The sequence below is a fragment of the Minwuia sp. genome (genome assembly GCF_048263705.1).
GTDB lineage: Bacteria > Pseudomonadota > Alphaproteobacteria > Minwuiales > Minwuiaceae > Minwuia.
In genome coordinates, this window is record NZ_JBLXDV010000008.1 from 126887 (window position 1) to 150610 (window position 23724).

The 23724-nt window shown below is 63.6% G+C and carries 19 protein-coding genes; 6 read left to right on the forward strand and 13 right to left on the reverse strand.

The genetic code is table 11. The annotated features are described in order from the left end of the window. From ACN0X7_RS13065 to ACN0X7_RS13080, 4 genes are all read right to left on the reverse strand, one after another. Entirely contained in the window at positions 1-840 is an 840-nt protein-coding gene (locus tag ACN0X7_RS13065; protein ID WP_417517916.1) for an ABC transporter permease, read from the reverse strand. Further along, a complete protein-coding gene (locus tag ACN0X7_RS13070; RefSeq protein ID WP_417517918.1) occupies positions 837-1550 on the reverse strand; it encodes an ABC transporter permease in 714 nt (237 codons plus the stop codon). Before ACN0X7_RS13070 ends, ACN0X7_RS13065 begins: the two co-directional genes overlap by 4 nt. A gap of 68 nt (positions 1551-1618) precedes the next feature. Next, on the reverse strand, positions 1619-2383 hold the full coding sequence (locus ACN0X7_RS13075) for an ABC transporter substrate-binding protein (RefSeq protein ID WP_417517920.1): 765 nt from the start codon (positions 2381-2383) through the stop codon (positions 1619-1621). Positions 2384-2496: 113 nt separating this feature from the next. Continuing rightward, positions 2497-3090, reverse strand: coding sequence for a TetR/AcrR family transcriptional regulator (locus ACN0X7_RS13080; protein ID WP_417517922.1), 594 nt, complete (start codon positions 3088-3090; stop codon positions 2497-2499). Positions 3091-3241: 151 nt separating this feature from the next. Here ACN0X7_RS13080 and ACN0X7_RS13085 point away from each other — a divergent pair, with 151 nt between their 5' ends. Continuing rightward, positions 3242-4705: a GH3 family domain-containing protein gene (locus tag ACN0X7_RS13085; RefSeq protein WP_417517924.1), complete on the forward strand. Its 1464-nt coding sequence runs from the start codon at positions 3242-3244 to the stop codon at positions 4703-4705. Between the two features lie 6 nt (positions 4706-4711). Here ACN0X7_RS13085 and ACN0X7_RS13090 read toward each other — a convergent pair whose 3' ends face one another. Then, a complete protein-coding gene (locus ACN0X7_RS13090; protein WP_417517926.1) occupies positions 4712-5404 on the reverse strand; it encodes an SDR family NAD(P)-dependent oxidoreductase in 693 nt (230 codons plus the stop codon). A gap of 123 nt (positions 5405-5527) precedes the next feature. On the opposite strand from ACN0X7_RS13090, the gene ACN0X7_RS13095 reads away from it, so the two are divergent. From ACN0X7_RS13095 to ACN0X7_RS13110, 4 genes are all read left to right on the forward strand, one after another. Further along, positions 5528-9136 (forward strand): hydantoinase B/oxoprolinase family protein, encoded by a 3609-nt coding sequence (locus ACN0X7_RS13095; RefSeq protein ID WP_417517928.1) that lies wholly within the window; start codon positions 5528-5530, stop codon positions 9134-9136. Positions 9137-9477: 341 nt separating this feature from the next. Then, entirely contained in the window at positions 9478-10773 is a 1296-nt protein-coding gene (egtB, locus tag ACN0X7_RS13100) for an ergothioneine biosynthesis protein EgtB (RefSeq protein ID WP_417517930.1), read from the forward strand. Further along, on the forward strand, positions 10773-11744 hold the full coding sequence (gene egtD, locus ACN0X7_RS13105; RefSeq protein WP_417517932.1) for an L-histidine N(alpha)-methyltransferase: 972 nt from the start codon (positions 10773-10775) through the stop codon (positions 11742-11744). The genes egtB and egtD overlap by 1 nt, the downstream gene beginning before the upstream one ends. Beyond that, entirely contained in the window at positions 11741-12154 is a 414-nt protein-coding gene (locus ACN0X7_RS13110; protein WP_417517934.1) for a PaaI family thioesterase, read from the forward strand. Before egtD ends, ACN0X7_RS13110 begins: the two co-directional genes overlap by 4 nt. Before the next feature lie 2 nt (positions 12155-12156). Here ACN0X7_RS13110 and ACN0X7_RS13115 read toward each other — a convergent pair whose 3' ends face one another. The 8 genes from ACN0X7_RS13115 to ACN0X7_RS13150 form a co-directional block, all read right to left on the reverse strand. After that, the gene (locus tag ACN0X7_RS13115) at positions 12157-12792 is read right to left on the reverse strand and encodes a class II aldolase/adducin family protein (RefSeq protein WP_417517936.1); all 636 of its coding nucleotides are present in this window, start codon (positions 12790-12792) and stop codon (positions 12157-12159) included. Then, positions 12785-13882, reverse strand: a complete 1098-nt coding sequence (gene mtnA / locus ACN0X7_RS13120) for an S-methyl-5-thioribose-1-phosphate isomerase (protein ID WP_417517938.1) — start codon at positions 13880-13882, stop codon at positions 12785-12787. Before mtnA ends, ACN0X7_RS13115 begins: the two co-directional genes overlap by 8 nt. Then, positions 13883-14929, reverse strand: coding sequence for a zinc-dependent alcohol dehydrogenase (locus ACN0X7_RS13125; RefSeq protein WP_417517940.1), 1047 nt, complete (start codon positions 14927-14929; stop codon positions 13883-13885). Between the two features lie 40 nt (positions 14930-14969). Further along, positions 14970-15587, reverse strand: a complete 618-nt coding sequence (locus ACN0X7_RS13130) for a sarcosine oxidase subunit gamma (protein WP_417517942.1) — start codon at positions 15585-15587, stop codon at positions 14970-14972. Next, positions 15584-18601, reverse strand: a complete 3018-nt coding sequence (locus ACN0X7_RS13135; protein WP_417517944.1) for a sarcosine oxidase subunit alpha family protein — start codon at positions 18599-18601, stop codon at positions 15584-15586. The genes ACN0X7_RS13130 and ACN0X7_RS13135 overlap by 4 nt, the downstream gene beginning before the upstream one ends. Next, positions 18598-18969 (reverse strand): sarcosine oxidase subunit delta, encoded by a 372-nt coding sequence (locus tag ACN0X7_RS13140; RefSeq protein WP_417517946.1) that lies wholly within the window; start codon positions 18967-18969, stop codon positions 18598-18600. The genes ACN0X7_RS13135 and ACN0X7_RS13140 overlap by 4 nt, the downstream gene beginning before the upstream one ends. A gap of 12 nt (positions 18970-18981) precedes the next feature. After that, a complete protein-coding gene (locus tag ACN0X7_RS13145; RefSeq protein WP_417517948.1) occupies positions 18982-20235 on the reverse strand; it encodes a sarcosine oxidase subunit beta family protein in 1254 nt (417 codons plus the stop codon). A gap of 120 nt (positions 20236-20355) precedes the next feature. Further along, a complete protein-coding gene (locus ACN0X7_RS13150; protein WP_417517950.1) occupies positions 20356-21576 on the reverse strand; it encodes an aminopeptidase P family protein in 1221 nt (406 codons plus the stop codon). Positions 21577-21906: 330 nt separating this feature from the next. Here ACN0X7_RS13150 and ACN0X7_RS13155 point away from each other — a divergent pair, with 330 nt between their 5' ends. Further along, positions 21907-23724, forward strand: coding sequence for a PHA/PHB synthase family protein (locus ACN0X7_RS13155; RefSeq protein ID WP_417517952.1), 1818 nt, complete (start codon positions 21907-21909; stop codon positions 23722-23724).

The window sequence follows — 23724 nt, forward strand, 5'->3', positions numbered from 1 at the left end:
TCAGTCTTCCCGCTTGAGGTGCCGCGTCAGCCGTGCCTCCAGCCGGTCCCATCCGTTCCTGAGCATCTCGACAATGATCAGATAGAAGATCGCGGCCCAGATGTAGGTCTGGAAATCGTAGGAGCGCGAGAAGGCACGCCGGGTCTCGCCCATCAGGTCCAGCACGGTGATGATCGCGACGATGGCCGAGCCCTTGATCATCAGGATGATCTCGTTGCCGTAGGGCCGCAGCGCCACGATCAACGCCTGCGGCAGGATCACTTTCCGGAACGTCTGCAGCCGTTTCAGGCCCAGCGCCTCTGCGGCTTCCCACTGGCCCTTCGTCACGCTCTGGACCGCGCCGCGCAGGATTTCAGCCTGATAGGCGGCGGTGTTCAGCGCGAAGGTGAAGACCGCACAGTTCCAGGGATCGCGGAAGAAGGCCCAGAGCTCGATGTCGCGCAGTTCCTCCACGAAGACGCCTGCGCCGTAGTAGACGAGAAAGATCTGCGCCAGCAGCGGCGTTCCGCGGAAGAAGTAGACGTAGGAGAACGCGACGGGCCGGATCAGCGGGTTGGCGGACATGCGCCCCATCGCAATCGGCAGGGACAGGATCGCGCCGAGCACGATCGAAATCGACACGAGCTGGATCGTTACCCACAGGCCGCTGAGATATTTCGGACCGTATTTCTCGATGAATTCGAAATCCCAGCTGTCATAGAGAAACCAGACGATGCCGAAGCCCAGAACCGCCATGAAGGCGGTGATGACGTACCCGGCGACACGTTCGCCGTTCAGGGCGATCCGGCGTTTTGCAGGGGGCGGCTGGGCGGGAACGGGATCATACACCTGTCCGGTCATCGTGCCGCCTCGCCACGTTGCGCCCAGCGGTTGATGCCGCCGAGGGCGACCGAAGAGATCAGCGCGAGCGCCAGATAGAGCAGGCAGGCGGTGCCGAAGAACAGGAAGGCATCCTTGGTGACGCGCGCGGCGATACCGGACTGGCGCAGGATATCGGACAGGCCGATGACCGAGACCAGTGCCGTTTCCTTCAGCAGGATCATCCAGAGGTTCGACAGGCCGGGCAACGCGATGCGGATCAGTTGCGGCAGGATCACGAGACGCATGGTGCTGATCCGCCCGAGGCCCAGGGCATAGGCGCCTTCATACTGGCCGCGCGGAATGGCCCGGAAAGCCGACAGGAAGACTTCCGAGGCGAAGGCCGAGAACACCATGCCCAGCGCGACCATGCCGGCGACGAAGCTGTTGATCTCGATGGCGGTCTCGGCACCCATGAACTGCGCGGCTTGCTGGATACCGATCTGCGCGCCGTAATAGACCAGAAACAGCGTGAGCAGTTCCGGCAGGCCGCGAAAGACCGTGGTGTAGATGCTGCCCGCAAGCCGCAATGACTTTTCGTCGGACTGGCGCGCCAGCGCGACCAGAAAGCCGAGCATCAGCCCGAGGGGCAGGGTGGCGAGCGCCAGACTGGCCGTCACGCCGACACCGGCCAGGATTTCGTCACCCCAGCCGGCCGAGCCGAAGGCCAGTTGCGACAGGGATTCAGGCATGGGAGGGGGCAGTGCCCGGCAGGGAGTCGGGGCGGTCGCTCAGACCGCCCCGCGTCCTTGTCACACGATCAGCCACCGTAGGCGTCGAACGTGAAGTACTTGTCGTTGATGGTCTTGTAGGTGCCGTTGGCGCGAATGGCCTGAATGGCGGCATTGAACTTCTCGGTGAGCTCGGTCTCGCCCTTGCGGACGGCGATACCGGCACCCAGGCCGTGGATTTCCGGCACCGGCTTGATGGTACCCAGGATCTTGCAACAGGCACCGTCGTCGGATTCGATCCATTCCTGCAGCACCGTCACATCGTCGACCACGGCATCCAGGCGACCGTTCGACAGGTCCAGCTTGTATTCATCTGCGGTCGGATAGAGGCGCACGTCGGCATCCGTCCAGGTCGCCTCGGCGTAGTTGGAGTGGGTGGTCGACGCCTGAGCGCCGATGGCCTTGTCCGCGAAGTTGCCCATGGTCAGGTCCGAATCCTTGCGAACCGCCACGGCGGGCGGGGTGTTGTAATACTTGTCGGTGAAATCGACCTTCTTCTTCCGTTCGTCGGTGATCGACATGGACGCGATGATCGCATCGAACTTGCCGGCCTGAAGGGCAGGGATGATGCCGTCCCAGTCCTGGGTGACGAACGTGCATTCCACCTTCATTTCGGCGCACAGCGCCTTGGCGATATCGATGTCGAAGCCGACCAGCTTCCCGTCCGCCGTCAGGTTGTTGAACGGAGGATAGGCACCCTCGGTTCCGATCTTCAGGGTATGGCTGCCCGCCTGCGCCGATCCGGCGGCAAGGGAGAAGGCGGCAATGGCTGCCAGGGCCAGTATCTTTTTCATTCTCGGGTCCTTTCATGTTGTGCATCGGGCAGTCCAGGTTGATGAACTGCGATTGGGCGCTATCCCATGCGTTCGCGACCGGAATGACAACCAAAAACCGTCATGACGTCGCGTCAGCTTCGAATGGATGCCGTCATCATCTCGACGAACGTGCGCGCCAGGTGTGAGGCATCGCGTTCGGTGACCATGCGCAGATTGCCTTCCGCACCCAGCGAAAAGATGCCGTGCAGCCCGGCCCAGAGAATGCGGGCGGCGTCAGCAGGCGCATATTTCGGATCGTCGCCCGACAGGCGCCGCACCGCCCGCTCGACGATGGCCAGGCCGCCGTTGATCTTCTGCACGTACCAGTCCGGCGCGTTCTCGGGGTCGGTCAGTGAGTAGTCGAAAACCGCTTTCCAGCGATTCGGGTGCCGCTGGGCGAAACCGCCATAGACCTCCAGCAACTGCAGCAGATCCGGTTCCGCGTCGGTCTGCTCGACGGCGACCAGTTCTGCCACCAGGGCATCAACGGTTTGCCCGTTCACGCGCATCATCAGTTCATCGAAGCCGTCGAACACATTGTAGAGCGTGCCGGGCACATAGCCGATTTCCCGCGCGATCGCCCTGATCTTCAGGCCATCGAGACCGTTGGCCTCGATCATCCGGGCAGCCGCCGCGACGGCCATCTCTCGTATCTCGTCATGGGTATGGTCTGCGCGTCGGGCCAAGGGTGCCTCCTGTGGTTGCGGTGCCCATTGTTCCTGTTTCGCACCCTTGGTGAAAGCCTAAAATGAACAATGTTCAAAAAAAGTATTGAACACTGATCAAAATTCATTATCTTCCGTTTTGAACATTGATCATTATCCGGGGGGATAAGCCATGACACGCACGACGGACACCAGCCACACCGACTTCGACGATATCGGGACGCTGCAGGAAAACAGGCTTCTGCGCATCCTTCATGCGGCCAGCGAGACCGACTACGGAAGGCGCCACGATTTCGCCGGAACAGGCAGTGCCGCGCAGTTCGCCGCCACGGTGCCGGTCAACCGCCATCACACGCTGCGATCGATGATCGAGATGCAGCGCCTGACGGGCGAGGCGATCCTGACGCCCGAGACGCCGGTCTTCTACAAGAAGGTGATCGGTCGCTCAGGCACAGGCCGCCTCGTCCCGGTGAGTCCGTCGGACCGGGCGCTGCGCGCACGGCGTCTGGACGAAACGGCTGATGCGATGAAGCAAGCGACCGGTTTCTACCGCGCGCAGACCCTCGATCTGTCCAGCCTGACCGAAAGCGGCTGGCTGGCCGAGGAAGCGGTTCACCTGACGGGTGAGAAGGCCTTGCCGGACGTCCGCAGTGCCGGCGATATCGAGGTCCGGGGCTATCTGCTCGCACTGATGGCGATGGCGTCGGGCGACGTGTCGGGCATCTTCAGCCCGGACCGCGCGGCCTTCGGCATCTTCGAGCGTGTTCTCGCCCGCCACAGTGCCGATCTGGTCTTCGACATCGAACAGCAGACGATTGGCGTTGCCGACAGGGTCAGCCCCGAACTCCGGAAGCTGGTGAAACTGTTCATGACCGCATCGCCCGACAGGCTGCACGAACTGAAGCGCCTGGTGTTTGAGAACGGAAGCCTTTCGATCCGCGACATCTGCCCCGCGCTCCGGACCGTGGCCGTGGATGTCAGCTTCGGTGACTTTCCGGCCCTGCCCGACGGCGTTGCCGCGTTCGATATCGGCTGCTGGCTGCCCGAAGCACCGCTCACGATGCCGGGTCAGGATGCCGGGATCTCCGGTGTGCCGATGCTGCACGACAGCTTCCTTGAGTTCCGTCAGCCCGGCACGCAGGAGATGGTCCGGCTCCACGAGTTGGAGCAGGGGACCGACTACCGGGTTCACATCACCAACGGCTCCGGCCTTTATCGTTATCAGCTGGATGGAGTGGCCACCGTCACGGGTTGGCACCAGGCCTGTCCGCTGCTGGGGTTCCGGCGTACGGGAACTGTCGTCCTGGCCGAGAGCGACCCGGTCCCGTCACACGCACAGGCACTCACCGCCGCCCGCGAGGCCCTGAAGGATCTGGACATCGGCACCCCCTTCGTCCGGCTGTTCTCGGGCGACTGTCCGGGCAGCTTCACGATGATCGTCAACCGGGAGACATTCGGCGCGCGCTGCCAGTCGGCCCTGGCGGAGGCATTCGACACGCACCTTCGTGCGGCGAACTTCTGGTACGCCCATGCACGCGCGAACGGCCATGTCGCACAGGTCACCATCCGGTTCAGCGAGGTCTGCGCCCGTCCCGCAGCCTCCTTTCGCGAACGGCACGCCTGCAACGCGGCCTGAGACCGGTTAGAAATTCTCGACGAACGGCCTGAGTTCCACCTCCCAGGACCAGGCGTTGCGCGGCTGATCCAGCACAGCGAGATAGGTCTGCGCGATACCGTCGGGATCGAGGAGAGAGTCGGGTTTGCCCTCCGGCTCTTTCCGCGTTTCGGAACGCACACCGCCATCAATCACGAAATGCGCGACGTGGATGTTCTTCGGACTGAGTTCCCGCGCCATGGACTGGGCCAGCCCGCGCAGGGCGAACTTGCCCATCGCGAAACTGGAGGAGTTGGGATAGCCCTTCACGCTGGCCGAGGCACCGGTGAAGAAGATCGCGCCATGCCCCTGATCCAGCATGCGTTTCGCGGCCTGCTGTGCCACCAGAAACCCGCCGAACGCCGAGATGCGCAGCACGTTCGCGACCTCATGCGGCACCAGATCGACCAACGGTCCGCGCGCCCGCGCACTGGGATTGTAGAGCACCAGATCCACCCCGCCGAGATCCGCGTCTGCCTTCACAAACATCTCCGCGACCGAGGCTTCGTCGCCCGCGTCGCAGGAGACCGTGGCGGCCCCGGTTTCCTTCGCCAGATCGGCGATCTTGTCGGTGTTGCGGGCCGACAGCATCAGCTTGACGCCGCGATCAGCGAGGCCCCGTGCGAAGCTGGCTGAAATACCGGGTCCGGTACCCACGATGAGTGCGCGCTTGATATCCATTTCTCGTCTCTCCCTGCGTTCGTTTCTGCCCTTCATCTTGCGCGCTGCTGCACGGAGGCAATAGCGGCTTGATTGCGGCAGGCGCGCGCGTCAGTTTTGACGGAACAGGCGCAGGAGCACCAGATGAACGAGATGGCGAACGCGGACCGCTGGCAGTTCTGGATCGACCGGGGCGGGACCTTCACCGATATCGTCGGCCGTAAACCGGACGGAACGGTGGTCACGCACAAGGTGTTGTCGGAGAATCCCGACCGCTACAAGGACGCCGCGCTGCAGGGCATTCGCGATCTGCTGGGGCTGGAGGCCGACGACGCGATTCCCGATGCGGATATCGAAGCCGTGAAAATGGGCACGACCGTCGCCACCAACGCGCTGCTGGAGCGCAAGGGAGATCGCTGTCTACTGTTGACGAACAAGGGCTTCGCGGACGTTCTTCGCATCGGATATCAGAACAGACCCAAGCTGTTCGCACTCAATATCGAACTGCCGGAGATGCTGTACGAGCGTGTCTCCGAGGTGCCCGGCCGGGTGGACACCCATGGCGAGGAACTGGAACCCCTGAACGAACCCGCCGCACGGGCGGCGCTGCAGGCGGCCAGTGATGAAGGTATCCGCGCGGTCGCGATCGTCTTCATGCACGGCTATCGCTATCGCGACCACGAGAACCGCGTGGCCGAGATCGCGCGGGAAATCGGTTTCACGCAGATTTCGACCAGCCACGGCACCAGTCCGCTGATGAAGATCGTCAGCCGCGGCGATACCACGGTCGTCGATGCCTATCTGTCACCGATCCTGCGCCGCTATGTCGAGCAGGTCGCGGACGAACTGGGCGATGTGCGGCTGATGTTCATGCAGTCGAACGGCGGCCTGACCGACGCGCGCCTGTTCCAGGGCAAGGATGCCATTCTCTCCGGCCCGGCGGGGGGCGTGGTCGGCATGGTCCGAACCGCGGAAATGGCCGGTTTCGACAAGGTGATCGGCTTCGACATGGGCGGCACCTCGACGGACGTCAGCCACTACAACGGCTCCTACGAACGTGCCTTCGAAACCGAGGTCGCCGGCGTGCGGATGCGCGCGCCGATGATGCTGATCCACACGGTCGCGGCGGGCGGCGGATCGATCCTGCATTTTCAGGACGGCCGCTATCAGGTCGGTCCGGACAGCGCGGGGGCACATCCGGGGCCTGCCTGTTACCGCAATGGCGGGCCGCTGGCAGTCACCGACTGCAACGTGATGCTGGGCAAGCTGCAGCCCGATCATTTCCCGCCCGTGTTCGGTCCGAACGGCGATGCAAAGCTGGACGCCGAGGTCGTGCGCCAGAAGTTCGCCGAACTGGCGCTGCGCATCAACACCGAGACCGGCGACAGCCGCAGTCCCGAGCAGGTCGCGGACGGCTTTCTGGATATCGCCGTCGAGAACATGGCCAACGCGATCAAGAAGATCTCGATCCAGCGCGGCTATGACGTGACGAAATACGCGCTGAACTGTTTCGGCGGGGCAGGCGGGCAGCACGCCTGTCTGGTGGCCGACAAGTTGGGGATCGAGACCGTGCTGCTGCACCCTCATGCTGGCGTCCTGTCGGCCTATGGCATGGGGCTGGCCGATACACGGGCGCTGCGGGAAAAGACCGTCGAACTGAGCCTGTCGGACGAGAACATGGACGCCGTCGCCGACATTCACGCCGAACTTGCAGCGGCGGCAAGGGACGAACTGTCCGGTCAGGACGTGCCCGAGGCGGACATCGAGGTGCGACTCGGCGCGCTGATCCGCTATGACGGCTCCGACACGTCGATCCCGACACCCTTCGGCAGCCGCGATGCGGTGCAGGCCGCCTTCGAAGAGGCGCATCGGGCGCAGTTCGGCTTCATCAGTCCCGAGAAGACCATCATCGTGGAGGCCGCCACGGTCGAGGCTGTCGCGCCTGGCGACGTGATCGACGACCCCGAAAGCGACGGCGACGGATCGCGCCCGCGCCGGGTCGCTGAGGTTTCCGCATGGATGGAAGACAAATGGCGCGACACCGACATCTTTGCCCGCGACGACATGCAGCCCGGCAGCACCATCGACGGCCCAGCGATCATCACCGAAAGCACCGGCACCAATGTGGTGGAACCCGGCTGGCGGGCGGAGATGACGTCGAAGCGTTATCTGGTCTTGCGCCGGGTCGCCGAACGCAAGACCGAACGCGCCATCGGGACCGAGGCCGATCCGGTGATGATGGAGATCTTCAACAACCTCTACATGAACATCGCCGAACAGATGGGCGTCGTGCTGGCCCGTACCGCCTATTCGGTGAATATCAAGGAGCGGCTGGATTTCTCCTGCGCGCTGTTCGACGAGACCGGCGAGTTGATCGCCAACGCGCCGCACATGCCCGTGCATCTCGGCTCCATGTCCGAAAGCATCAAGACCGTCGTGCGCGAGAACGCGGCCACCATGAAGCCGGGTGATGTCTACATGCTGAACGCGCCCTACAACGGCGGCACGCACCTGCCCGACGTGACCGTGATCGCGCCGGTCTATGACGATGCGGGCGAGGAAGTGCTGTTCTACACGGCCAGCCGGGGTCATCACGCCGACATCGGCGGCAAGACGCCGGGATCCATGCCGCCCGACTCGAAGACCGTCGAGGAAGAGGGCGTGCTGCTGGACAATGTGCTGCTGGTCGACGGCGGTCGCCTGCGCGAGAAGGAAGTCACCGAGATTCTGCTGTCGGGCAAGTATCCGTCACGCAACCCGCACCAGAACATGGCCGACCTGGCCGCGCAGATCGCCGCCTGCGAGAAGGGCGCGTCGGAACTGAAGCGCATCGTCGCCGACTTCGGGCTGGACGTCGTGCGCGCCTACATGAAGCACGTGCAGGACAATGCCGAGGAATCGGTGCGCCGCGTGATCGACGTGCTGAAGGACGGCACCTTCACCTATGCGCTCGACGATGGCTATCAGATCAAGGTGACGGTCTCGATCGACCATGCCGACCGTTCGGCGACCATCGACTTCACCGGTACCTCCGAGATGCATCCGACCAACTACAACGCGCCGACGGCGGTGGCCTATGCGGCGGTGCTGTATGTCTTCCGCTGTTTGGTGGATGCCGAGATCCCGCTGAACTCCGGCTGTCTGAAGCCGCTGAAGGTCATCATCCCGGAAAAGTGCATGCTGCGCCCGGTCTATCCGGCGGCGGTGGTCGCGGGCAATGTCGAGACCAGCCAGTGCATCACCGACGCGCTGTTCGGCGCGCTGGGCGTGATGGCGGCGGCGCAGGGGACGATGAACAATTTTACTTTCGGCAATGCGCGCTATCAGTATTATGAGACCATCTGCGGCGGGGCCGGGGCCGGGCCGGATTTCGACGGCACCAGCGCCGTGCACACCCACATGACCAACACCCGCCTGACCGACCCGGAGGTGCTGGAATTCCGCTTTCCCGTGCTGCTGGAGGATTTCCACATACGCCGCGGGTCCGGGGGCAAGGGAAGGCACAAGGGCGGCGACGGCACCTGGCGCAAGATGCAGTTCCGCGAGACCATGACTGCGACCATGCTGTCCTCCCACCGGATCGTGCCGCCCTTCGGCCTGGAAGGCGGCGAGAACGGAGAAACCGGCCAGAACTGGGTCGAACGCGCCGACGGCACCCGCGAGGAAATCGGCGGCCGCGCCTCCGCCGACCTGGACCCCGGCGACGCCATGATCATTTCGACACCGAGCGGGGGCGGGTTTGGTGAGGCGTAGATAGGAGCCGGACGATCTGGTCGAACGGGCGACGCGAACTCCGCTGTCACCCCGGCCTTGTGCCGGGGACCGGATTCAGAAACGAGTTCAGGCGTCCGGATCCTGAGCATCGTTCCGCTCCCGGATCCCGGCACAAGGCCGGGATGACAAACAGGGCTCTTATGCGTCGCTTCCAAGGTCTACCTGCGGCGTCCTGTCATGTTATTTCCAGCGCGCCGCACCCTACCTTTGTTCTCATCGAGGATCGGGGAACGCCGCCAGACCGGACGAATTGAGGGATTGCGCGGCGGCCTTTGACAGGGGCGTGCGCCTTCAAGCACAGAAGTTAAGTGAGGCTTCTCATGCCAGACGACGCCCAGCCGCTGCCGCAAGGTGGCAGTCTCTCCTATGCAACCGCAGAACTCGCACGGCGCTTCCGCCAGACGCGCGCGCAGACCACTGCGCTGGCCGAACCGCTCGCGCCCGAGGATCAGGTGGTCCAGCCAATGGACGATGCCAGCCCGACCAAGTGGCATCTGGCGCACACGACCTGGTTCTACGAGACCTTCATCCTGACGCCCTTTGCGCCGGACTATGAACCGTTCGACCCGCACTATGCCTATCTGTTCAATTCCTACTACGAGGGCGCGGGAGAGCGGCATCCGCGCCCGCATCGCGGCCTGCTGACTCGCCCGACGGTGGCGGAGATCAGCGCCTATCGCGCGCATGTCGATCGGGCGATGGCGGGCCTGCTCGAAAAGCTGCCAGAGCAGGCCAATGCGGATATCGCGACCCTGACCGAACTGGGCATCAACCACGAGCAGCAGCATCAGGAGCTGATCATGACCGATCTGCTCTATCTGTTCTCCTGCAACCCTATGTCGCCGGCCTACAGCAGTGACACGCCGGACACGGGCGATGCAGCGATTCCTTTGGACTGGATTTCCTTCGACGGCGGCATCCGGCAGATCGGCCATCAGGCGGGCTTCGCCTATGACAACGAGGGGCCGCGCCACGACGTGCTGCTGCAGCCCTATCGGCTCGCGAACCGCGCTGTCACCAATGGCGAGTGGCTGGAATTCATGGCAGACGGCGGTTACGGGCAGCACGATCTCTGGCTGTCGGACGGCTGGGCGACGGTGCAGCGCGAGAACTGGCAGGCACCGTTGTACTGGCAACGCGCGGAGGGCGAGGGCGCATGGCGGGCGTTCGGGCTGCACGGGCTGATCGACATCGATCCGGCGGCACCTGTGCGTCACATCAGCTATTACGAGGCCGACGCCTTCGCGCGCTGGGCGGGCAAACGCCTGCCGACGGAAGCCGAATGGGAGGTCGCTTCAGAAGGCATCGCGCCCGAAGGCAACAGCCTGGGTACCGGCACCTTCGCCCCGAAGCCCGCGCAGGGCGGTGAAGGCCTGCGCCAGATGTTCGGCGACGTCTGGGAATGGACGGCCAGCCCCTATGTGGGCTATCCGGGCTTCCGTGCCCCCGAAGGTGCCGTCGGCGAATACAACGGCAAGTTCATGAGTGGGCAGATGGTACTGCGCGGCGGTTCGTGCGTTACGCCGGAGGGCCATGTCCGCGCCAGCTATCGCAACTTCTTCTACCCCCATCAACGCTGGCAGTTCGCTGGACTGCGCCTGGCAGAGGACGCCTGATGACCGCTCAGATTCACAAATTCATCGACCTGGAACCGCAGACAGCGGATTTCCGCACGGCGGTGCAGGCAGGGCTGGCAACGACACCGAAATGGACGCCAGCCAAGTTCTTCTATGACGAGTCCGGTGCGGCGCTGTTCGAACAGATCTGCGAACTGCCCGAATACTATCCGACCCGGACGGAATGCGGAATCCTGCGCGATCATGCGGACGAGCTCCGATCCCTGCTGCCGGCTGGCGCGACGGTGGTCGAATTCGGCAGCGGATCGGCCGACAAGATCCGGCTGTTGCTGGCGGGTCTGAACGATCCCGCGACCTATGTGCCCATCGATATTTCCCGCGAGCATCTGCTGCACAATGCCGAAAGCTTCGCGGCGGACAATCCTGAAATCAGTGTCGTTCCGGTGTGTGCCGACTTCACCACGGCAATCGATCTCGACGGCATTGACACGGGTGGTCCGCGTGTCGGTTTCTTCCCTGGCTCGACAATCGGCAACCTCACACCGGACGAGGCAGCGGATTTCCTGCGCGATGCGGCCCGCACCCTCGGGAGCGCGGCCCACATGGTGATCGGCGTCGATCTGGTGAAGGATGGGGCGCTACTGGAAGCGGCCTATGACGATGCGGCAGGTGTCACCGCAGCGTTCAACCTGAACCTGCTGCATCGGATCAACCGGGAACTGGATGGCACCTTCCGCGTCGATGCGTTCGCGCACCGCGCGGTCTGGAATGCCGCACAGAGCCGCGTCGAGATGCATCTGGTCAGTAAGGAAGATCAGATGGTTACAGTCGCAGGTGAGAGCTTTGCTTTCAGTGCAGGCGAAGCCCTCCATACGGAAAGCTCATACAAGTATACCGTCGACAGCTTCCGGGGTCTGGCCGCACGAGGCGGGTTCCGTGTGTTGCAGACGCTGGTCGATCCGAATGACCTGTTCAGCGTTCACGTTTTGCAGGCCGGGGTCGCATCGTGACCGATGTTCCGGACGGCTTCAGTCAGGTCACGCGCACCAGCGGTCTCACCGAGCCGTGGCAGCCGATCTACGAGAAAATGACGGATACCGCGCATATCCTGGGCCTGCGCGCTGCCGAACAGCACTGCAACGCGCGTGGCTTCATTCACGGCGGGCTGATTGCATCGCTGGCGGACAACGCGATGGGGTATTCGTGCCGGTTGCACCTGCCGGAGGGCACGCGTCTGGTCACGGTGAACCTGACCGTCGATTACCTGTCCAGCGGGCAGCAGGGCCAGTGGCTGACGTTCGAGACCGAGTTCGTAAAGCCGGGTCGCTCGATTGCCTTCGCACAGTGTTTCGTGCGGGCGGACGGCACGGAAATCGCCCGTGCAAACGCGACCTTCAAGGCGGCGCGCCCGAAGGACTGACGCTATTTCGGCTGCTGTCCGTAAGTGCCGAATTTCTCCAGCACCACGTCCATCTCAGCGTCCGAAAGGATGGTCGGACCGCCGATCTGGCGGCTCAGGATATATTGCTCGGCAAGGGTCTCGACCTCCTGGGCCAGTTTCAGCGCCTTTGCCACGCTGGCCCCGAGGGCGATCACGCCATGGTTGGACAGCAGGCAGGCGCGGCGGTCCTGCAGTGCTTCCAGCGCCACGTCTGAAAGATCCTGCGTCGCGAAGGTACGGTAGGGCGCGCAGCGGATGTCGCGTCCACCGGCGGCGGCGACCATGTAGTGAAACGCCGGAATCCCCTCGCCGCGACAGGCGAGAGCTGTCGCGTGCGTCGAATGGGTGTGGCAGATGCCGCCTGCGTCGTCCCGCGCGCGATAGATGTCGAGATGAAAACGCCATTCGCTGGACGGCTTCAGGTCGCCCTCTGCCTTGCCGTCCATGTCCATGAACACCATCATGTCGGCGGACAGCGTGTCATAGGCGACGCCGGACGGTGTGATCCAGTAACCCTCGCCGTCGCGCACGCTCAGGTTGCCCGAGGTGCCGGGCGACAGGCGGACGGCATTCATGGCCTGACAGGCCGCCAGCAGTTCCGTGCGCGCGTCAGCCATCGGCCTTCTCCGGGTAGAGCCCCTGCAAACCCGCTTCGGATGCGGCACAGCGCCCGCGCTCGGTGATCAGCCCCGTCACCAGACGCGCCGGAGTCACATCGAAGGCCGGATTGCCAGCCGGCGAGCCTTCGGGCAGCACGCTGATCGAGACCACGGAGCCGTCCTCTGCGCGACCGGACAGGATGCCGACCTCATCGCCGGACCGTTCCTCTATGGGGATCTCCGAGACGCCATCACGCACGGACCAGTCGATGGTCGGGCCGGGCAGGGCGACGTGGAAGGGAATGCCATTGTCATGCGCCGCGAGTGCCTTCAGATAGGTGCCGATCTTGTTGCAGACGTCGCCGGTGCGTGTCGTACGGTCCGTGCCCGTGATGCAGATGTCGACCTGGCCGTGCTGCATCAGGTGCCCGCCCGCGTTGTCGACGATCACCGTATGGGGCACGCCATGCGCGCCCAGTTCCCAGGCGGTGAGCGAGGCACCCTGGTTTCGGGGGCGGGTCTCGTCGACCCAGACATGGACATCGATCCCCGCATCGTGCGCCTTGTAGATCGGGCTGAGCGCCGTGCCCCAGTCCACGGTCGCCAGCCAGCCCGCGTTGCAGTGCGTCAGCACATTGACCCTGTTGCCCGCCTTGCGTTCCGAAATCTCTTTCAGCAGCGGCAGGCCGTTGTCCCCGATGGCTTCGCAGATGCGGACGTCCTCCTCGGCGATCTCCGAAGCGGTCTGATAGGCAATCTCCGCGCGGTCCGAGGGCGGGCGGTTGTGCAGCGCAGTGCGCATGCGCTCCAGCGCCCAGAACAGGTTCACCGCCGTCGGGCGCGTCCGAGCCAGCGTATCGATGGCGGCATCGAGGCTGGAATCGGAAGCATCCGAACGCATCGCCAGGGCCACGCCATAGGCCGCCGTGGCCCCGATCAGCGGCGCACCCCGCACCAGCATGGCGCGGATTGCATGCGCCGCCTGATCCATCGTTTCCAGATCGACCGTCTCGAAATGGTGGGGCAGCTTCGTCTGGTCGATGATGGTGACGCGCCAGCCATCGTCGGCTAGCTGGATCGGACGCCAGTGAATACCATTTACCTTCATTCAGATCCTGTCCGGTTCAAGCATCACCTTGACCTGCGTGTTGGGTGTCTTCAGCGCTTCGAACGCCTCCGCGAAGGTGCCGAACCCGACCCTGTCGGTGATCAGACCCGCAGCCTCTATGCGGCCCTGATCCAGCATGTCGATGCACAGCTGGAACTCCTGGCGCAGATAACAGTAGGCAAAGATCAGGTCCAGTTCCTTGGTCACGGGCTTCACCGGCAGCACCTGATCCAGATGCATGCAGACGCCGACGATCACAACCTTGCTGTCGAAGGCGGCGTAGTCGATGGCGAGTTGCATTGATCCCGGCACGCCCACGCAGTCGAAGGTGACATCGGGCCGCCCGCCCGCGATGGCCTTGAAGCGTTCGACGACATTTTCCTTGCGGGCGTCGATGGCGTCGGTCGCACCGAACTTCGCCGCCATGGCCGCGCGGTTGGCGTTCAGGTCCGACACGACCACGTGGCGCGCGCCAAAATGCCGGCACCAGATAGCGGTGGCCAGCCCGACCGGGCCCGCGCCGATGATCAGCACGCTGTCGCCCGGCTGCAGTCGCGCCCGCACGGCGGCCCGCAGGCCGACCGCCAGCGGTTCGATCAGGGCACCATCTGCCTTGCCGAAGTGGGCAGGCAGCGGCATCGATTCTGCCGCACCGACCCTCACATATTCGGCGTATCCGCCCGGAACGTCACCCAACCCGATGCCTTTCGCGGTCCGGCACCGGCGCACGTCGCCGCTCAGGCACTGGGCACAGGTCCCGCAGCCAATGGTCGGCAGCGCGGTCACACGCTGACCTTCCCTCAGGTCGGTCGGCGTATCCGGACCGATGGCGACGATCTCACCGCAGAATTCGTGCCCCATGACCGAATCCGGTTTCAGGGGCGGCATCCCGCCGGACCCGTCGTGATTGTCGGAAATATGAAGGTCGGAACCGCAGATTCCGCAGGCCTCGACCTTCAGGATGAATTCGCCTCGGGCCGGCACCGGATCGTCGATCGTATCGATGTCGAGCGCTTGGCCCGGCTTGCGAAAAATGGCAGCGCGCATGTGTTGATCCTCCCCGTTGGCGAGTCTGCCAAGCGTGGAGTCAGATGACCAGCGTTTCTCCGCTACGAAGGTTCTGCTCCGGCAGGCCCCATTCACGCCCGGCATGAGCCAGCGCGCACCACAGGTAGTCTGCGAACGACCAGCGCACGATCAGATCGAACGAGGGACCATCGGGCGCATCGTCGACAAGCCGCTGCATCAGCCATGCGTTGGCGTGCATGAAGACCGAACCTTTCACATCACCAGCCGTGAACCCCCGGGGATGCAGGTCCAGCGTCGAAAGTTTCATCAGCGCTTCACGGGCGCGCGCGCCGGAATAGGTGAGTGTCGTGTAATAATCGGTGACGTTCGAAATCAGATGATGGCTGTCACCGAGTTCCGCAGTCAGCCGGGCATGCAGCGTCTGTTCCGATCCTTCCGCTCCCAGGATCAGGAACTCGTCCGGCGACAGCCAGGCGACGGTGATGTCCTCATGCTGGGACAGGCGGCACGTCACGGGCAGAGCTGCGCCGGTGACGGCCTTGACCGCATTGGCACAGGCATCTGCCTGGGCACGCAGGATCAGTTTGGCTTCGAAGGGGTTCTCCCTGAGCCTGAGCGCATCGCAGGAGATCGGTTCGCGATGGGCGAGGGGGGAACGGCGCACGGGGGCGTTCATTGTCCGGCCTCCTGCTGAGCCATGAAATCATACTCGACGATTGTCGCCGGCATCGGATCGTCGTCCTTGCGGCTGACATAGACGGTATCGCCCATGCGCGATCCGCCCGACTTCACCAGTGCCATCGCGATCGAACGCTTCAGGTTCGGGCTGAAATAGCTGGACGTGATGTGACCGAGCATCGGAACGGGCGGTTTCGGTTCTTCCGCCGTGTCGATCAGATGCGCGCCTTCCATCGCGACGAACTCGGGGTCGCTCATCAGCAGCCCGATGAGCTGCTTCCTGTCCGGGCGTACGGTGTCGGGCCGCGTCAGCGAGCGTTTGCCGATGAAGTCGCCCTTCTTGAGCGCCACGGCCCAGTCCATGCGCAGGTCGCCCGGCGTGACCGTGCCGTCGGTTTCCTGTCCGACGATGATGAAGCCCCGTTCGGCGCGCAGCAGATGCATGGCCTCGGTCCCGTACGGCACCAGGTCGTGAGATCTACCGGCTTCGATCAGTCGCTCCCACATCCACAGGCCGTAGGTCGCGGGGATGTTGATCTCGAACGATGTCTCGCCCGAGAAGGAGATCCGGAAAACGCGGACCGGGATGTCGCCCATCTTCGCGTCCCGCCAGGTCATGAAGGGAAAGGCATCTTCCGAAAGATCGATATCATCCAGCACCTCGGCGCAGATCGCCCGGGCGTTCGGACCGGCAATGGCCGCGACGGCCCACTGCTCGGTCGTCGTGGTCAGCCAGACCTCCAGATCCGGCCATTCGGTCTGAAGATAGTCCTCCAGGGTCCTGAGCACATTGGCCGCGCCGCCGGTCGTGGTCGTCATGTGGAAATGATCCTCGGCCAGGCGTGCCGTCACGCCGTCATCCGTGACCATGCCGTCCTCGCCCAGCATCAGACCGTAGCGGCAATGGCCGACCTTCAAACCCTTCCAGGCGTTCGTGTAGACCCGGTTCAGAAAGGTGGCGGCATCCCTGCCGCGAATATCGATCTTGCCGAGCGTCGAGGCGTCGAGAATTCCGGCGCTGGTGCGCGCAGCCAGTGACTCGCGCTGCACGGCATCCTCGAAACTTTCGCCGGGTCCGGGATAGGCGCGGGCGCGCAGCCAGTCGCCGACGGGTTCGAAGACCGCCTTCCAGTCCACGTGCCATTCGTGCATCGGCGTCGTGCGCCGCGGCGTGAAATGCTGTCCGACATGCTGGCCGCCCAGCGCCCCGATGGTCACCGGACGGTAAGGTTGCCGGAAGGTCGTGGTGCCGACGTCAGGGACGCGGATGCCGCGGGCCTCGGCCATGATGCCGAAGGCGTTGACGTTGGACGTCTTGCCCTGATCGGTGCCCATGCCCTGCGTCGTATAGCGTTTTGCGTGCTCGACGCTGTCATAGCCCTCGGCAATCGCCAGCTTGAGGTCCGACGATTTCACATCGTCCTGAAGATCGACGAAGGCTTTCGTCTTGTGAGGTGGCAGGGCGGACGGCACTTCCCAAAGCGCCTTGATGTTCAGGGTCTCGACATTGCCGGTCTCGACCGCCGGCACCGATGCGCTCTCTGCTTCGAAACCGGCGGCTCTGGCAGCCTCCGCTCCCGCCGTGGCGCCCTCCGTCAGTGCCTCCGAGAGACGGAAGGTGCCATTGGACGCACCGGCAGACCGCTCCGCCTGCCACGACATGCCGGGCCGGAAGGATGTCAGGTTCTCGTCCCATTTCAGCTTGCCGCGCGATTGTGCGAACAGGGCGACGTTCGGGTTCCAGCCTCCGGAAACGGCGATCAGATCGCAGGCGATCTCCGACGGCGTGCCGGTCAGCTTTCCGTCGCCGCCCAGACTGCAGATGCTGGCCGACGTGACCCGCGTGCGCCCCGTGGTGCCCACGATCGCCCGGGACGGCATCACGGTGATGCCCTGTTTCAGCGCTGACAGCGCCAGTTTCTCGTTCAGGACCGGGCGGGAGTCGACAATGGCCACGATCTCGGCCCCCGCGGCCTTCATGTCGAACACGGTCTGCCAGGCGCTGTCGTTGTTGGTAAAGGCCAGTACCCGCTTGCCGGCAAGCACGCCGTAGCGATTCAGATAGGTGCGCGCCGCACCCGCCAGCATGATCCCCGGCCGGTCGTTCTGGTGGAAGACCAGGGGACGTTCGACGGCACCCGTCGCCAGCACGACCTGCTGCGCCCGGATGCGCCATACGCGCTGACGCGGCACGACCTCTTCCCGGTCGCGTCCGGGCAGGTGATCCTGCACCTTCTCAAGCAGCCCGACGAAGTTCTGCGCGTAATATCCGAACGCCGTGGTGCGGGTCAGGATCGTCACTTCGGGATGGCTTTCCAGTTCCGCGATGACGTGGGCAACCCATTCCTGTGCCGGCTTGCCGTCCAGAGACACGCTATCCGGGGCGGCGCTGAGCAGGCTGCCACCCGGTTGAGGGGTGTTCTCCGCCAGGATCACGCGCGCGCCGCTGCGTGCCGCCGACAATGCCGCCATCAGTCCGGCAGGCCCGCCGCCGACGACCAGCACATCGACGTGGCGGTTGGTGGATTCATAATGATCGGGATCACGGCCTTCGGGCGCCTTGCCGAGTCCGGCGGCACGACGGATGAAAGGCTCGTAGCGCATCCAGCCCAGACCGCCCATGAAGGTCTTGTAATAGAACCCGGCGGGGAAGAACCGGCTGAGGCCGTCGTTCATCGCGCCCACATCGAACTTCAGGCCGGGCCAGCAGTTCTGCGGTGCCGCCGAAAGACCGTCATGAATCTCCTGATCGGCGACCAGCACATTGGGATCGGTGGCATTGCCCGCGCCCAGCTGCACCATGGCGGCCGGATCCTCGACCCCGGCACCGACGATGCCCCGCGGCCGATGATACTTGAAGCTGCGGCCGACCATGATCTCGCCGTTGGCCAGCAGCGCGGAGGCGATCGTATCGCCCACGAAACCGCGATATTCCTTGCCCGCGAACCTGAAATAGGCCGCACGGCTCCGGTCGACGAGGCCGCGGCCTTCAATGCGGTGAGACTGACTCATCGGGAAACCACCTCGTCATCGCGCATGATCTTCACGGCGTCATTGCCGGAACCGATGGAAGCCTCTCCGGAAGGCGTTGCGGGCAAATCCGCTTCGACTTCGGGCGGCGTTTCGCCGATCCGGTAGACGGCGTGAATCTCGTCGGTCGCGGTGTTGCGCAGCATGTTGAAGAACTTCCGGCATCCGGCGGCATGCCACCAGCGCTCGGCATACAGGCCCTTGGTGTTCTTGCGAATGAAGACGAACGTCGCCCAGTCCTGATCATTCATTTCGGCGGTGTCGGTCGGACGCGCGATATGGGCCTCACCCGCATAGGCAAACTCGGACTGGTCGCGCTTGCCGCAATGGGGACAGTCGATCACAAACATGCGTGGTTCTCCCTAATGCGCAACGGCGGCAGCGCCGTGCTCCGCCACCAGCGCGCCGGTCACGAAGCGGTCCATGGTGAAGGGGGCGGCGATGGCATTGGGTTCGTCGCGCGCGATCAGGTCGGCATAGACATGTCCCGAACCCGGCGTCGCCTTCCAGCCGCCCGTGCCCCAGCCGCCGTTCACATAGAAGCCTTTGACAGGCGTCTTCGTGATGATCGGGCTGGCATCGGGACAGACGTCCACGATGCCGCCCCACTGACGCATCATCCGCAGCCGAGAGAACATCGGGAACAGTTCCATCAGTGACGCCATCTGGTGTTCGATGATGTCCAGGTTGCCCCGCTGTGTGTAGGAAAGCTGCGCGTCGATCCCGGCGCCGATGACCAGTTCGCCCTTGTCGGACTGGCTGCAGTAGACATGCACCGCGTTCGACATGACGACGCAGTCGATGATCGGCTTGATCGGCTCCGAGACGAGGGCCTGCAGGGGGTGGCTCTCGATCGGCAGTTGCACATCCACCATCTGCGCGACCGTGGACGTGTGACCCGCGGTGGCCGAAGCGATCTTCGGCGTGCGGATCGTGCCGCGGCTGGTCTCGACACCCGTGACCTGGCCGTTCTCGGTCAGGATGTTGGTGACCTCGGTCTGCTGGATGATATCCACCCCCAGATCGCTGGCGGCACGGGCATAGCCCCAGACGACCGCGTCATGGCGGTTCACACCGCCTGAGCGCTGCAGCGTGCCTCCCAGAACCGGGTAACGCACGTCGCCGGAAATGTTGATGATCGGGCAGAAGCCCTTGACCTCCCTGGCATCCAGCCACTCGGCATCGACACCGTTCAGGCGGTTTGCCTCCACGCGGCGTTTCAACTGCCGCATCTCGCCTTCGTCGTGCGCCAGGTTGAGCACGCCGCGATGGCTCATCATGATGTTGAAGTTGAGTTCCTTGCCCAGACCCTTCCACAGGTTCAGGGCATGGTTGTAGAGCGCCGCGCTTTCGTCAAACAGGTAGTTCGAGCGGATGATGGAGGTGTTGCGCCCCGAGTTGCCGCCGCCGATCCAGCCCTTCTCGATCACGGCAATGTTGGTCATCCCGTGCTCTCTGGCCAGATAGTAGGCCGTTGCCAGGCCATGTCCGCCGCCGCCGATGATCACGGCGTCATAGCTGTCTTTCGGCTGCTCGACCTTGCGCCAGGCGCGCTCCCATCCCGTATGGCCCCGCAGGCCCTGCCGGATCAGTTCTGTCACGGAATAGCGCTTCATCGCGGGTCCATTTCTGAGACGTTGCCGAATGCTGCCGGACAAGTGCCATCTGTGCGGCGGCGAGGGAAGGGCGCACCGCGACGCAGGATGATCCGCCCGCGACACGCTCCCGGAAGCATATCAGGCCCGGACGATGTTGTGTTCGGGGCCATAGGGAAACTTCGTGATGTTCTCGGCACCGTCCTCGCCCACCACCAGGATGTCGTGCTCGCGATATCCGCCGGCTCCGGGTACGCCTTCCGGTATCCACAGCATCGGCTCCATCGAGATGACCATGCCGGCTTCCAGCACGGTGGCGATGTCCTCGCGCAGTTCCAGGCCCGCTTCCCGACCGTAGTAGTGCGACAGCACGCCGAACGAGTGACCGTATCCGAAGGAGCGATACTGCAGCAGGCCCTGATCGGCGAAGAAACGGTTGAGTTCTTCGCAGATCGCGGCGCAGGTCACCCCAGGGCGGATCAGGGAAAGCCCGAGTTCGTGCGCGGCGACATTCGCTTCCCATATCCTGAGCGACTCGCGATCCGGCTCGCCCAGAAACAGCGTGCGCTCAAGCGCCGTGTAATATCCCGAGATCATCGGGAAGGTATTCAGGCTGAGAATATCGCCGTTCACCAGTGCCCGTGTCGTGACCGGGTTGTGCGCTCCGTCGGTGTTCGGGCCCGACTGGAACCAGACCCAGCTGTCGCGGATCTCGCTGTCGGGGAAGGAGCGAGCGATTTCCAGTTCCATCGCATTGCGCCCGGCCATCGCGACGTCGATTTCCCTGACGCCGGGCGCAATGGCATCGCGGATCGCACAGCCGCCATGGTCAGCAATCCGGGCACCCTCCCTGATCAGGTCGATCTCGGCCGATGACTTGAACATGCGGGCGTGGGCGGTATCGGTCGCAATCTCCGAGAATGTTGCTGCAGGACAGGCCTCGCGCAGCGCTCTGTGCGACGCGATGGACATGTGATCTTCCTCGATACCGACGGTCGCGGCATCGCCGATCCGTTCCGCGACGGCGCGCCAGAAATTCCCGCGCTGCCAGTCGGTGAAGATCAGATTGTCGCCGAAGCACCGGCGTGCCGGTTGGCCCCCGTCGATGTTCGCCGAGATCGTCGTGCATGATGTCTGCGTCACCACACAGCCGTACGGGCGACCGAAGCTGCAATACAGGAAGCCGGTGTGATAGGCGATATTGTGCATCGAGGTGAGCAGGACGGCATCCAGACCGTTCCTCGACATGATGCGGCGCAGGCCGGTCAGGCGTGCCTCGTACTCAGCGTCCGGAAACGGCAGTCGCTTCTGCTGCGCGATGTCGTAGGAAAAAAATCGGGGGCGATTTGCAACATTAGTCATGGCCAACTCCATCGAGTCCTGCCGGACCGATGTGCTGGGCCCGACAGAAGTTCCGGGCGTGCAGGAGGTTGAATTCCCTTGGCCGATTTCCTCGACCGCGCAATCCTGATGCGGCGACGCCATCGCCGCGACTGCTGGGACCGTCGATTAAGCAAATCGGCGGATCGGGTCAAGCGGATTTGCGAGCCCGCCCGATGCCCTGACGTTGCGTCAATTTATGCAGTGCAACATAGAACGGGTTCGCATATTTCAGGTGGAACGCTCATAGTGAACGATGCGACGTCAAACGCGTTGAGGACCAACCTCACGAGATGACTGCAGGAGGAATGCATGGCCGAGAAACCGACTCAAACCGATCCTGAAGATTTCCCGATGCCCGACATGGCCGAGTTCGCGCAGAACATGCAGAAGGTCGCGGCGCAGAGCCAGAAACTCATTGCGGATTTTCTTGAGCGGCAGAGTGCGGAGGATGTCTCCGGTCCCGTCGATCCCCTGAGTGTCGGTCAGGCGTTCATGGAGATGACCACCGCCATGATGACCAACCCGGCCAAGATCATGGAAGCGCAGGTGGATCTGTTCAACAGCTACATGTCGCTGTGGCAGTCGCAGTCCCAGAAGATGATGGGGCAGGAGTCCGAGGATGCCGCGCCGCCCGCGAAGGGCGACAAACGCTTCAAGGACCCGGCCTGGCAGGAAAATCATGTCTTCGACTTCATCAAGCAGTCGTATCTGCTGACGTCCAAGTGGATGCTGGACACGGTGCATGATGTCGAAGGCGTCGACAAGCACACCGCCGAGAAGCTGGACTTCTACACCCGTCAGTTCGTCGATGCGCTGTCGCCGTCGAACTTCGTGATGACCAATCCGACGGTTCTGCGGGAAACGCTGGCGACCAATGGCCAGAACCTGGTGAAGGGTCTGGACCACGTGCTGGAGGATCTGGAACGCGGCAAGGGCAAGCTGGCCATCAGGATGACCGATGACACCGCCTTCGAGGTTGGCGGCAACGTTGCGACGACGCCGGGCAAGGTGGTGTATCAGAACGATCTGATGCAGCTGATCCAGTACGAGCCGACGACCGAGCAGGTCTACGAGCGTCCGCTGCTGATCTGTCCGCCATGGATCAACAAGTTCTACATCCTCGATCTGCGCCCCGAGAATTCGTTCATCAAATGGGCGACGGAGCAGGGTCTGACCGTGTTCGTCATCTCGTGGGTCAACCCCGACGGCAAGCTGGCCAACAAGAGCTTCGAAGACTACATGAACGAGGGCATCCTGGCCTCGCTCGACGCCATCGAGAAAGCCATCGGCGTGAAGGAAGTCACGACCATCGGCTATTGCCTGGGCGGAACGCTGATGGCGGCCACGCTCGCCTACATGGCGGCGATCGGCGATGACCGGATCAAGGGCACGACCTTCTTCACCGCGCAGGTGGATTTCTCCGAACCCGGCGAGCTCGGCGTCTTCATCGACGACGAGAGCATCGCGCACATCGAAAGCCTGATGGAAGAACGCGGCTACCTCGACGGAGCGGAGATGGCATCGACCTTCAACATGCTGCGTTCGAACGATCTGATCTGGTCGTTCGTCGTGAACAACTACCTGATGGGCAAGGACCCGTTCCCGTTCGATCTCCTGTACTGGAATTCCGACGCGACCCGTCTGCCCAAGGTCATGCACACCTACTACCTGCGCAAGATGTATCAGCAAAACCTGCTGGTTCAGCCCGGCGGTCTGGAGTTCAACGGCCAGCCGATCGACCTGACCATGGTGAAGGTCCCGGTCTATCTGCAGGCGGGCAAGGAAGACCACATCGCGCCCTACCGGTCAGTCTTCAAGGCGACGCAGTATTTCTCCGGTCCGACCAAGTTCATGCTGGCCGGTTCGGGCCACATCGCGGGCGTGGTCAATCCGCCTTCGGCGAAAAAGTACCAGTACTGGACCAACAACAAGCGCAAGAAGTACGACAATCCCGATGACTGGCTGGCCGATGCGACCGAGACGCCCGGCTCGTGGTGGCCGGACTGGATCAAGTGGATGCAGAAGCTGTCCGGCAAGAAGGTCCCCGCGCGCATACCGGGCGAGGGGGGGCTGAAAGCGATCGAGGACGCGCCGGGATCATACGTGAAAGTGAAGTCGACCGACTGA